Origin of the sequence: Flavobacterium mesophilum (assembly GCF_039581405.1) — a bacterium.
In the GTDB taxonomy this organism is placed as follows: domain Bacteria; phylum Bacteroidota; class Bacteroidia; order Flavobacteriales; family Flavobacteriaceae; genus Flavobacterium.
The window spans coordinates 145,380-157,911 of sequence record NZ_JBCPXZ010000007.1 but is presented as its reverse complement, the minus strand read 5'-3'; the positions used below and the strand labels follow the sequence as shown (position 1 = coordinate 157,911).

Here is a 12,532-nt window from a genome sequence, read left to right as displayed (position 1 = left end):
TTAAATACATAAAGAACGAGACGTTATGAATTTGAAAATAGCAGTTTTACCAGGAGACGGAATTGGACCAGAAGTAATTGCACAAGCGAAAAAAGCATTGTATGCAATTGGAGAGGTTTACAATCATGAATTTGTTTTTGAAGAAGCACTCATGGGTGCAGTTGCAATTGATAAAACAGGAAGCCCGCTCCCGGAACAAACACTAAATCTTTGTCTTAATACAGATGCAGTTTTACTTGGTGCGATTGGAGATCCAAAATATGATAACAACCCAAATGCAAAAGTTCGTCCGGAGCAAGGATTGTTAAAATTACGTAAGGAACTTGGCTTGTTTGCTAACATTCGCCCGATAAAACCTTATAAAGCATTAATTGAATCTTCTCCATTGAAAAGAGAGATTATCGAAGGCGCTGATTTTACTATTTTCAGAGAATTAACTGGTGGAGCTTATTTTGGAACTAAAACACTTAATGAAGAAGGGACACACGCTTCAGATTTATGTGAATATTCAGAAGAAGAAATTACTAGAATTGCACATCTAGCTTTTAAATCGGCTCAAAAAAGACGTAAAAAGCTAACAATGGTGGATAAAGCTAATGTTTTGGAAACTTCAAGATTATGGAGAAAAGTAGTTCAGAAAGTGAGCGAAAATTATCCAGATGTAGCTGTAGACTTTTTGTTTGTAGATAACGCGGCAATGCAACTGATTTTAAATCCAAAACAATTCGATGTGATTTTGACGGAGAATTTGTTCGGTGATATTTTGTCTGATGAAGCTAGCGTAATTACAGGATCTATTGGTTTATTGCCATCAGTTTCTTTAGGAGAAAAAAATGCTTTGTTTGAGCCAATTCACGGTTCTTATCCTCAAGCAAAAGGAAAAAATATTGCAAATCCGATTGCTTCGATTTTAGCAGCAGCACTTTTATTGGAACATTTCGGATTAACGAAAGAAGCTAATGTAATTTATAAAGCTGTAGAAAAAGCAATTGAATTTAAAGTAGTGACAGTTGATTTAAAACCTGATTCAAAATTCGGTACAAATGAAGTAGGGGAGTTTGTTTCAAATTTTATTTTCAGCAAAGATGATCTACTTTATTTCAGAAATGACAATGTTACTATTGGACAATCAACAATTGTTTAATATTTTTTGTTAAAACGTAGAAGAAATAACAAGAAGTCTTTAAAATGTTGAGATTTTATTTTTTTAGTTCTTAAAGTTTGTTTACTTTTGTGACACTAAAAAATAGAAAAGATGCAAATCTCAATTATTATTACTTCTGTCATTGTTGTCAATGTGGTGATCACATCTGCACAGGGAATGGTATAAATATAATTGAAAGACTATATTATAAACCTTCCAAATACTGGAAGGTTTTTTTTTGAACAAAAATTAAAATAAAATAATACATAATGGAATTAAATAAGTACAGCAAGACCATCACTCAAGATCAAACACAGCCTGCAGCGCAAGCAATGTTATACGGGATTGGTCTAACTGAAGAAGACTTGAAAAAAGCACAAGTTGGAATTGTGAGCATGGGTTACGATGGTAACACGTGCAACATGCACTTGAATGATTTAGCAAAAGACGTCAAAAAAGGTGTTTGGGATGCTGATCTGGTCGGACTTATTTTTAATACTATTGGTGTTAGTGACGGAATTTCAAACGGAACAGAAGGAATGCGTTATTCATTAGTTTCTCGTGATGTAATTGCAGATTCTATTGAAACAGTTGCCGGAGCACAATGGTATGACGGTATTATTGCAATTCCTGGATGTGATAAAAACATGCCTGGAGCACTTATTGCAATGGGAAGATTGAACCGCCCGTCAATGATGGTTTACGGAGGATCAATTCACTCAGGAAAGTGGAAAGGAGAATCTTTGAATATTGTTTCTGCTTTTGAAGCTTTAGGAAAAAAAGTAAAAGGAGAAATCACTCCAGAAGATTTTAAAGGAGTTATTCAAAATGCTTGTCCAGGAGCTGGTGCTTGTGGTGGTATGTACACTGCAAATACAATGTCTTCTGCAATTGAGGCGCTAGGAATGAGTATGCCATACAGTTCGTCAAACCCTGCTTTGAGTCAGGAAAAAAGAGACGAGTGTGTTGCTGCTGGAGCTGCAATTAAAATTTTATTAGAAAAAGATATTAAGCCAAGAGATATTATGACTCGTAAAGCTTTCGAAAACGCAATTACAATTGTAGCGGTTTTAGGAGGTTCTACAAATGCGGTTATGCACTTAATTGCAATGGCACATTCTGTTGGTATTACAATCACTTTGGATGATTTCCAAGCAATTAACGACAGAACGCCGGTACTTGCTGACATGAAACCAAGTGGAAAATATATGATGGAAGATATTCATGAAGTTGGAGGTATTCCTGCAGTAATGAAATATTTATTGAAAGTTGGACTTATTCACGGAGAATGTTTGACTGTAACAGGAAAAACAGTTGCTGAAAATTTAGCTGCAACTCCAGATTTACAAGATGGACAAGAAGTAATCCATGAAATTCAAAAAGCATTAAAACCAACAGGAAATATTCAGGTTTTATACGGAAATCTTGCTTCTGAAGGTGCTGTAGCAAAAATCAGTGGAAAAGAAGGAGAGTATTTTGAAGGTCCAGCTGTAGTATTTGAAGGAGAATTTGAAGTAATTCCAGGTCTTCAAGCCGGAAAAATTAAACCAGGTAATGTAGTCGTCATTAGAGGTTGTGGACCAAAAGGTGGTCCGGGAATGCCTGAAATGCTTAAGCCTACATCTGCAATTATTGGAGCTGGATTAGGAAGCAGTTGTGCACTAATTACAGACGGTAGATTCTCGGGAGGTTCACACGGATTCGTGGTAGGACACGTTACACCAGAAGCATATGACGGTGGTGGTATTGCACTAGTAAAAGATGGGGATATGATCGCTATTGATGCTGTGAAAAATACAATCGACTTGAAGATATCTGACGAAGAATTTGCAGCTAGAAAAGCGGCTTGGGTACAGCCGAAATTAAAAGTTGACAGAGGAGTTTTGCTTAAATACGCTAAATCGGTGTCAAGCGCTTCTACAGGTTGCGTTACCGATAATTAATTTTAAAAGAACAATATCAAAAATCAATATCAATGACGATATCAAAAATCAAATAGCAATAAATAAAAAGTCAATTTAAAATTTAGAATTGAAATTGAATTTTACCATTGCCATTGATTTTTGAAATTGAATTTTGACATTGAAAAAACAATATACTATGAGAATATCAGGGGCTGAAGCCGTTATAAGATGTTTGTTAGAAGAAGGAGTAGACTTAGTTTATGGTTATCCAGGTGGAGCAATCATGCCGGTTTACGATGAGTTATATAAATTTCAAGATCAGTTGCACCACGTTTTAGTACGTCACGAGCAAGGTGCAACGCATGCGGCTCAAGGTTATGCAAGAGCTACAGGAAAAGTAGGAGTTGCTATTGCTACTTCAGGACCGGGAGCAACTAATTTAGTTACAGGAATCGCTGATGCTCAGATCGATTCAACTCCAATGGTTTGTATTACAGGACAAGTTGGAAGACATTTATTAGGTTCTGATGCATTTCAGGAAACTGATATTATCGGAATTTCAACTCCAGTTACAAAATGGAATTTTCAGGTAACTGAAGCTTCTCAAATTCCTGAAATTATTGCAAAAGCGTTTTATATCGCTCGTTCTGGCCGTCCAGGTCCAGTTTTGATTGATATTACTAAAAATGCTCAATTTGATGAGTTTGATTTTAGTTATGAAAAATGCAAAGGAATTAGAAGTTATGTTCCGGTTCCAAAATTGAATTTAGACAAAGTTGCTGAAGCAGCAGCTCTAATTAATAGTGCCAAAAAACCATTAATCGTTTTTGGACAAGGAATTATTCTTGGTCAAGCTGAAGAAGAATTCAAAGCTGTAATTGAAAAATCAGGAATTCCAGCAGCATGGACAATATTAGGTCTTTCGGCTTTGCCAACAGATCACCCTTTAAACGTTGGTATGCTTGGAATGCACGGAAATTACGCTCCAAACTTATTGACAAATGAATGTGATGTTTTAATTGCTTTCGGAATGCGTTTTGACGACCGTGTTACGGGTAAATTAAGTACTTATGCAAAACAAGCAAAAGTAATTCACTTTGAAATTGATCCAGCAGAAATCGATAAAAACGTTAAAACTGAAATTGCAGTTTTAGGTGACGTGAAAGAATCTCTAGCGGCCTTATTGCCATTATTGGATGCAAAATCGCACGATTTATGGCATAATGAATTTAAAGCTTTAAGAGAAGTTGAGTTTAATTCGGTTATCAAAGAAGAATTAAATCCAACAAACGGAAAAGGAATTTCAATGGGTGAAACTATTGAAATGATCAACAAACATTCAAAAGGAGATGCGATTATCGTTTCAGATGTTGGCCAGCATCAAATGTTTGCTTGCCGTTACGCTAAATTCAATTCAACAAAAAGTAATATTACTTCAGGAGGTTTAGGAACAATGGGATTTGCATTGCCTGCAGCAATTGGGGCAAAAATGGGAAAACCAGAACGAGAAGTAGTAGCGATAATTGGTGATGGTGGTTTCCAAATGACAATTCAGGAACTTGGAACGATTTTCCAAACTGAAGTTCCAGTTAAAATTGTGGTTTTAAATAACGAATTCTTAGGAATGGTTCGCCAATGGCAGGAATTATTCTTTGATAATAGATATGCTTCTACAAAAATGATTAATCCAAATTTCATTGCAATTGCAGAAGGATATTATATCAAATCTAAAAAAGTTACACAAAGAGAAGATCTTGACGCAGCTGTCGCAGAAATGCTGGCTTCAAAAGATTCTTATTTCTTAGAAGTATTGGTTGAAAAAGAAAACAATGTTTTCCCAATGATTCCAACAGGAGCTTGTGTTTCAGAAATTAGATTAAGTTAAAAAAAGGTTTCATGTTTCAATCCCTATAGCTATCGGGATTGAAACTAAAAAAACTAAAAAACAAATGGAAGATAAAACATTTACCATATCGGTATACTCAGAAAATAATGTTGGATTGTTGAACAGAATATCAGGAATATTCTTAAAGCGTCACATTAATATATTAAGCCTAAATGTTTCTGAATCAGAAATAGAGAATGTTTCTAGATTTATCATTGTAGTAAATACAACTGAAAAATGGGTTCAGAATATTGTAGGTCAAATTGAAAAACAAATTGAGGTTATAAAAGCATTTTATCACACAGATGAAGAAACAATTTATCTAGAAAATGCATTATTTAAAATTGCTTCTAATTTGTTGTTTGATGAGAAACAAATTCAGAATATCATTAAAGAAAGCCAGTCAACAATTGTGACAGTTTCTCGTGATTTCTTTGTGATTTCAAAATCAGGAAGACGTTCGGAAATTGAAGAATTATATGCAAAATTCAAACCGTACGGAATCATGCAATTTGTGCGTTCTGGAAGAATTTCGGTTTCTAAAGAAAAAATGGAGATTTCAACATTATTAGAAACTTTCAAATAATATCATTCATACTTAAATATAAATTACTTATTAAATTACACATTCATTAAATAAAAAAAAATGGCAAATTATTTCAACACATTACCACTTAGATTACAATTAGAGCAACTTGGAGTTTGCGAATTTATGGAGCAGTCAGAATTTGCAGACGGAATCGCAGCTTTAGCAGGAAAAAAAGTTGTTATCGTAGGTTGTGGTGCACAAGGTTTGAATCAAGGTTTAAACATGAGAGATTCTGGTTTAGACATTTCTTATGCATTGCGTGCAGATGCAATTGCTGAAAAGAGAGCTTCATATAAAAATGCAACTGAAAATGGTTTTAAAGTAGGAACTTATGAAGAATTGATTCCAACTGCTGATTTAGTTTGTAACTTGACTCCAGACAAGCAACATACTGCTGTAGTTACTGCAATTATGCCATTAATGAAACAAGGATCGACTCTTGCATATTCTCACGGATTCAATATTGTTGAAGAAGGAATGCAGATTCGTAAAGATATCACTGTAATTATGTGTGCTCCTAAATGTCCTGGTTCTGAGGTTCGTGAAGAGTACAAAAGAGGATTTGGAGTTCCAACTCTTATTGCAGTTCACCCAGAAAACGATCCAAACGGTTTTGGTTTAGATCAAGCAAAAGCTTATGCTGTAGGAACAGGAGGACACAGAGCAGGAGTTTTGAGATCATCTTTCGTAGCTGAAGTAAAATCAGATTTAATGGGTGAGCAAACAATCCTTTGCGGGTTATTGCAAACTGGATCTATTTTATGTTTTGATAAAATGGTTGAAAAAGGAATCGATGCTGCTTATGCTTCAAAATTAATCCAATACGGATGGGAAACTATCACTGAGGCTTTGAAACACGGTGGTATTACAAATATGATGGATCGTTTAAATAATCCTTCAAAAATCGAAGCTTACGAATTAGCTGAAGAATTAAAAGATATCATGCGTCCGTTATTCCAAAAACACCAAGACGATATTATTTCTGGAGAATTCTCTAGAACTATGATGATCGACTGGGCGAACGACGACGTTAACTTATTGAAATGGAGAGCTGCAACAGGAGAAACTAACTTCGAAAAAACTGCACCACAAGAAGCTCCAATTTCTGAACAAGAATATTTTGACAATGGAGTATTAATGATTGCAATGGTAAAAGCTGGTGTTGAATTAGCTTTTGAAACAATGACTGAAGCTGGAATTATTGAAGAATCAGCTTATTATGAGTCATTACACGAATTGCCATTAATTGCTAACACAATTGCAAGAAAGAAATTATTCGAAATGAACCGTGTAATTTCTGATACTGCTGAGTACGGATGTTATTTATTTGATCATGCATGTAAGCCATTATTGACTGAATTCATGAAAAAAGTAGAAACTAACATTATCGGAAAACCATTTTCAACTTCAAACGGAGTAGATAATGCAGTATTAATTGCTGTAAACAGAGAAATTCGTCAACATCCTATCGAAGAAGTAGGAGCATGGTTGAGAGAGTCTATGACAGCAATGAAAAAAATTGGATAATTAAAAAAGTTGGGGGAAATCTAGCGAAATTCGATTTTGCGAGATTTGCACTGTATCATGATTTGTAATATTTTGAATTAGTAAGCACTTATTAAGAAACTAGATATAGATGCATGTTGCATTCACTTAACTTCTGTGAGAGTAAGTTAAGTGAAGCTAATCCCTTATAAATGGGGTATATTTTTGGTAGAAATATACTTGTTGAAATTTCATTTTGATTAATAAAGATGCTGCTATTTTCAAAATAGAGAAAAGTATTGTAATTCTATAATTACGAAATTAATTGTTATTGAAATTGTTAAAAATAAAAAGGCGCAGTATTTATCTACTGCGCCTTTTTTGTAATATGCTTTTTGAAGTAAAAAAGTATTTTTTTGCATTAAACACATTAAAAAGAGATATTTTTTTTAATATGTGTTTTTATTTGCCAAAATTTATGAATTAAATAATTTTAAGAATACACCGAGATTTAATACATTTATAAAAAAAATTCCAAGAAACATATGAGTTATTATAAAATTGAAAATTTAGAACAATATTTTAAGCATTACAATAAGTCAATAAGGGAACCAAGAAAATTTTGGGGCAAAATCGCAGAAGAAAATTTCACATGGTACCAACAATGGGAAAAAGTAGTTGATTTTAATATGGCTGATGCTGAAGTGAAATGGTTTACTGACGCCAAAGTTAATATTACAAAAAATTGTATCGACAGACATTTAAGCAAAAGAGGCGAAAAAACGGCAATTATTTTTGAACCAAATAATCCGTCTGAGGAGGCTTTGCATATAACATATAATGAATTATACGAAAGAGTTTCAAAAATGGCAAATGTTTTGCGTGAGCAAGGCGTGCGCAAAGGAGACCGAGTTTGTATTTATTTACCAATGATTCCAGAATTGGCTGTTTCAGTTTTGGCTTGTGCTAGAATTGGAGCAATCCACTCTGTTGTTTTTGCTGGATTTTCTGCTTCAGCAGTTTCTGCCAGAATTAATGACTGCGAGTGCAAAATGGTAATTACTTCTGACGGAGGTTATAGAGGAAACAAAACAATCGACCTTAAAGGAATTGTTGATGAAGCTCTTGAAACTTGTCCTTCAGTAGAAAAAGTATTGGTTGCAAAAAGAACAAATACTGAAGTGAAAATGAAAGATGGTCGTGATATTTGGTTGCAACCACTTTTAGATGCGGCATTAGATAATAGTGTTGCTGAAATTATGGATGCCGAAGATCCTTTGTTTATTTTATATACTTCAGGATCAACAGGAAAACCAAAAGGTATGGTTCATACTACTGCAGGTTACATGGTTTACACGGCTTATACATTTAAAAATGTATTTAGTTATGAGGAAAATGATATTTTCTGGTGTACGGCAGATATTGGTTGGATTACTGGTCACTCGTATATTTTATACGGACCATTATTGAACGGAGCTACAACTGTAATTTTTGAAGGTGTTCCGTCTTATCCAGATTTCAGCCGTTTTTGGGATATTATCGAAAAACACAAAATCACACAATTCTATACTGCGCCAACAGCAATTCGTTCATTAGCAAAAGAAAGTTTAGATTATATTCAAAAATATCCTCTGAAATCTTTAAAAGTAATTGGATCTGTTGGAGAGCCAATCAACGAAGAGGCTTGGCACTGGTTTAATGACCACGTAGGTGATAAGAGATGTCCAGTTGTGGATACTTGGTGGCAAACAGAAACGGGAGGAATCATGATTTCACCGATTGCTTTTGTTACGCCAACAAAACCAACTTATGCAACTTTGCCATTGCCGGGAATTCAGCCAGTTTTAATGGATGAAAAACGAAATGAAATTGAAGGAAATCAGGTAGTTGGAAGTTTGTGTATTAAATTCCCTTGGCCTGGAATTGCAAGAACAATCTGGAATAATCACGATCGTTATAAAGAAACTTATTTCTCTGCTTTCCCTGGAAAATATTTTACAGGTGACGGAGCTTTAAGAGATGAAGTTGGTTACTATAGAATCACTGGTCGAGTAGATGACGTAGTAATTGTTTCTGGTCATAATTTAGGAACGGCTCCAATTGAAGATGCTATCAACGAGCACCCAGCAGTTGCAGAATCTGCGATTGTTGGATTTCCACACGATATCAAAGGAAATGCTTTGTATGGTTACGTAATCTTGAAAGAAACTGGAGAAGTTAGAAATAAAGAAAACTTGGCAAAAGAAATCAATCAATATATTGCAGATCACATTGGGCCAATTGCAAAATTGGATAAAATTCAATTTGTTTCTGGTTTGCCAAAAACACGCTCAGGAAAAATTATGCGTAGAATTCTACGTAAAATAGCTGAAGGTGATTTCTCTAATTTTGGAGATACTTCGACTTTATTGAATCCTGAAGTTGTAGAAGAAATTACAAAAGGAAAAATCTAAAATCTAGATTTACAACATAAAAAAAAAGCCTCTTAAGAATTTAAGAGGCTTTTTTTATGATTGGAATTTGAAATTTAAGATTTAAAATTTAAATCTATTTGATTCCTAATCTAGATTTTAATTTTAAGAACAACAACGCTATTCTGTAAGCATCTTCAGCAGATGAATTTCTATCGCTTTTCGGGATTTTATAAATTTCGCACAAATCGTCAAGTGAAAATTGTTTGTCATTAATATCCATTAATTTTCTGTACATCACATCAACATCGAGAGCCTCATTTTTCAATCGGCCACAGTCAAGACGTTCTAAAGAAGAATTAAGCATTTCTATGTCAAAATTAATGTGATGTCCCACTAAAACCGAATTTCCAAGAAAATTCACAAATGCTTCAAGTGCTTCAGGCTCTTGCATTTTGCTCATTTTGCTCTCAATGATAAACTCATTTGAAAGTCCGTTATCTTGCAAGAATTTGTATTGTAGCAAAACACATTCAAAATTGTCTTTAATAACAATTCCGTCATCAATTACAGAAAAAGCTCCTAGAGAAAGAATAACATCCTTATTCGGATTTAAACCAGAAGTTTCCGTTGATAAAACAACGAATCTGTTAGGTTTTGTTTCGAATTTGTTCAGGTAATCTTTCCAAAAATCTGGATATTCTTTATTAATATTTTTAAGCCAGTCTAGCATATTTTACGAGAATTGTGTAAGTTGAAATTTACTCTTAATTAATTCCTCAAGATCTTTCATTGGGGTCAAGGCATTTTTTAACTTCTCTTTGTCTGTTTTAGACATATCTCTTACATTAATATATTGTCCAGAATCATCATTTTTTAATCCTTCAACAGTTCTAAATTTTGAAAGTATCAAAAATGCTTCAGCACAGCTTAAGTATATTTCAGCATTTTTAGAATCTGTTATTGCCAATTGTTTGAATCTCAAATAAGTGTTTTTGATTCCTTTTATGTTTGCATTTAAAATTAGTAAACGTGCAGCATCAATTAATGGCATTAACGCGCGATTTTTGATGTCAAATTTTCCTTTATTTGGACCTTCTTCTTCAATAATGAATTTTTTGAAGAAACTCAAAGGAGAGTTCTTTTTCAAGGCATCATTTCCTAAAAAGTCAAAGAATAAGGTATTGTTTACAGCATTTTTGAAGATTACGTTTTCGATCACTTCTTCAATTTTTGGCTCTCCAAAAACAATTTCATAATCAAAGAAAATACTGCTCAAGTCGTTGCTGTTTTCACCTGGAGTATTCATCCAGCTGTTGTATTGTTTCGTCCAATCAGTCAATGATTTACACCATAACATATTGCTTCCCATATGGCCGTTTGGACAAAATTCATAACCAACTTTTTCTAGAATGGCAGTAGCTCTTTTTGCTAATCTTAAAAAATAATCTTTTACTTCTCTATATTTTTCAGGAGCAACATCTTCAAAAATCAAAATACTATCTTGATCCGTAAGTAATAATTGTTCTTTACGTCCTTGGCTTCCAATGCTTAACCAAGCAAAACGAGCAGGAGGTGAGCCTAAATCTAAAATAGATAACTCAACAGAACGTTTGATAATTGCCAAATTGATTTCGCTCGCAATATTGCTAACATGAGAAATCGGAATATTTTTTTGAATCGAATTCTGAATCAAATCAGACAGTCGATCACGTATTTGTTTTAAGTCTTTTGGTAATTGCGAACGCTTAATCTCTTTGATTAAGACACCAGGGTTACTGGCTTGAGCTACAATTAAATCATGTTCGGAAATAATTCCTTTCACAGCAGACTTACTTGTACCATCTTTCGTTACACATAAATGGCTTACATTGTGTTTCAGCATCAATAATTGCGCTTCAGCAAGTGATACGTTTTCAATAACAGTTACTACTGGAGATGACATGATTTTGTCAATAGATTCCGTAATAGGATAACGGCCAGTAGCAATTTTTGAAGCCAAGTCTGTTGCAGTCACAATACCAATCGGGCGATTCTTTTCGCCACAAACGATGATATTGTCAACCATTGCTTCGGTCATTAAAATAGCAACGTCCTTAACAATATGACTTGCTTCAGTTGTTAAAGGTGAATTGTTGTAGTTAAGTGACTGAATATATTGCATTTCTGATTGCTGATCCACATAAAAAGAAGTGTCAGAAATCATTTTTCCATTTGAATTTACACTGTCTTTGGTATGTCTTGAATTTGTTGCAAAACTTTCCAATAAGAAGTTTAAAACATCTGAGTTATTCGCAACAAAAGGTCTGAAAACCGCAATAGGAATAGCGTAAACAATACTTTCTTCACGTGCTTTTGCAGTCATCATATAATTATTCTTGGCAAAGAAAGGTCTTAAGCCAAAAATATCGCCTTCATGACACTTATTGATAATAGTTTCCTCAGCATCAGCAATTGTAGTCAAATTGATGACGCCCGAAGCTACAACATAAAAACTATCATGCAACGTATCATTATTTTGAAATAGTACAGTGTGTTTTTCTAAATTTAATACGCGGATATTTGTTGCAATATCAGATAATTCCTGAAAAGTCAAATTATTAAATGGCGGGTATTCTTTTAAAAAATCTGCAATATGCTCAGCAATAGTATTCATATGTTTGATAATTTTTTTAAAGTATCGAATGTAAAAATAAGAAAATAAAGTCTTACAATGACAGCATCTTTAGTAGAATCTGAATATTTTAAAGAAATGTTAAGAATTACTGATTTCAAGGCTTTAAAATGTTTTTTTTACGTTTAAAATTTAAATTATCACTGTAAAGTGTATTTTGTTTGAGCTAGAAATTTTTAACTTTTTTAGTAAAATTCTCATTTACAATTGCTTCGGAAAGAAGAAGTGTAATTTTAAAGCTAATTTCACCAGATGTTTCGATTAATGATATAATTTAAAGAGTGGTGTATTTTAAAATATTCTATTTTACATAATATAAATTATAGTTCAAATGGATATCTGTCAATTATACGCTGTATTACGTTATTTCTGGTTTTCTTGATTATATCTACGAATCTCATCTTCGATCTGATGATAAAAAAAATCTCATATTTGTAACT

General features: G+C 33.5%; 8 protein-coding genes. 6 read left to right on the top strand and 2 right to left on the bottom strand.

The features are described from left to right. Positions 1-25: 25 nt before the first annotated feature. The 6 genes from leuB (at position 26) to acs (ending at position 9,460) form a co-directional block, all read left to right on the top strand. A complete protein-coding gene (leuB, locus tag AAYQ19_RS19815) occupies positions 26-1,144 on the top strand; it encodes a 3-isopropylmalate dehydrogenase (protein ID WP_343538712.1) in 1,119 nt (372 codons plus the stop codon). Between the two features lie 269 nt (positions 1,145-1,413). Further along, positions 1,414-3,087 carry a dihydroxy-acid dehydratase gene (gene ilvD / locus AAYQ19_RS19810; protein ID WP_343538711.1) on the top strand — a complete coding sequence of 558 codons (1,674 nt, stop codon included), beginning with the start codon at positions 1,414-1,416 and terminating at the stop codon, positions 3,085-3,087. 157 nt (positions 3,088-3,244) lie between these two features. Beyond that, positions 3,245-4,933 (top strand): biosynthetic-type acetolactate synthase large subunit, encoded by a 1,689-nt coding sequence (gene ilvB / locus AAYQ19_RS19805; protein WP_343538710.1) that lies wholly within the window; start codon positions 3,245-3,247, stop codon positions 4,931-4,933. 64 nt (positions 4,934-4,997) lie between these two features. Then, a complete protein-coding gene (gene ilvN / locus AAYQ19_RS19800) occupies positions 4,998-5,519 on the top strand; it encodes an acetolactate synthase small subunit (RefSeq protein ID WP_035643804.1) in 522 nt (173 codons plus the stop codon). 60 nt (positions 5,520-5,579) lie between these two features. Further along, positions 5,580-7,049 carry a ketol-acid reductoisomerase gene (ilvC, locus tag AAYQ19_RS19795; protein ID WP_343538709.1) on the top strand — a complete coding sequence of 490 codons (1,470 nt, stop codon included), beginning with the start codon at positions 5,580-5,582 and terminating at the stop codon, positions 7,047-7,049. 503 nt (positions 7,050-7,552) lie between these two features. Next, positions 7,553-9,460, top strand: coding sequence for an acetate--CoA ligase (gene acs / locus AAYQ19_RS19790; protein WP_343538708.1), 1,908 nt, complete (start codon positions 7,553-7,555; stop codon positions 9,458-9,460). A 94-nt stretch (positions 9,461-9,554) separates the two neighbouring features. Here acs and AAYQ19_RS19785 read toward each other — a convergent pair whose 3' ends face one another. Beyond that, a complete protein-coding gene (locus AAYQ19_RS19785; protein WP_343538707.1) occupies positions 9,555-10,151 on the bottom strand; it encodes a 3'-5' exonuclease in 597 nt (198 codons plus the stop codon). Between the two features lie 3 nt (positions 10,152-10,154). Next, positions 10,155-12,074: a DUF294 nucleotidyltransferase-like domain-containing protein gene (locus AAYQ19_RS19780; protein ID WP_343538706.1), complete on the bottom strand. Its 1,920-nt coding sequence runs from the start codon at positions 12,072-12,074 to the stop codon at positions 10,155-10,157. Positions 12,075-12,532: the final 458 nt, after the last annotated feature.

Excerpts from the sequence above, each read along its gene's own strand:
- leuB (WP_343538712.1), top strand. The coding sequence starts at position 26 with ATGAATTTGAAAATAGCAGTTTTACCAGGAGACGGAATTGGACCAGAA.
- acs (WP_343538708.1), top strand. The coding sequence starts at position 7,553 with ATGAGTTATTATAAAATTGAAAATTTAGAACAATATTTTAAGCATTAC.
- ilvD (WP_343538711.1), top strand. The coding sequence starts at position 1,414 with ATGGAATTAAATAAGTACAGCAAGACCATCACTCAAGATCAAACACAG.
- ilvB (WP_343538710.1), top strand. The coding sequence starts at position 3,245 with ATGAGAATATCAGGGGCTGAAGCCGTTATAAGATGTTTGTTAGAAGAA.
- ilvC (WP_343538709.1), top strand. The coding sequence starts at position 5,580 with ATGGCAAATTATTTCAACACATTACCACTTAGATTACAATTAGAGCAA.
- AAYQ19_RS19785 (WP_343538707.1), bottom strand. The coding sequence starts at position 10,151 with ATGCTAGACTGGCTTAAAAATATTAATAAAGAATATCCAGATTTTTGG.
- AAYQ19_RS19780 (WP_343538706.1), bottom strand. The coding sequence starts at position 12,074 with ATGAATACTATTGCTGAGCATATTGCAGATTTTTTAAAAGAATACCCG.
- ilvN (WP_035643804.1), top strand. The coding sequence starts at position 4,998 with ATGGAAGATAAAACATTTACCATATCGGTATACTCAGAAAATAATGTT.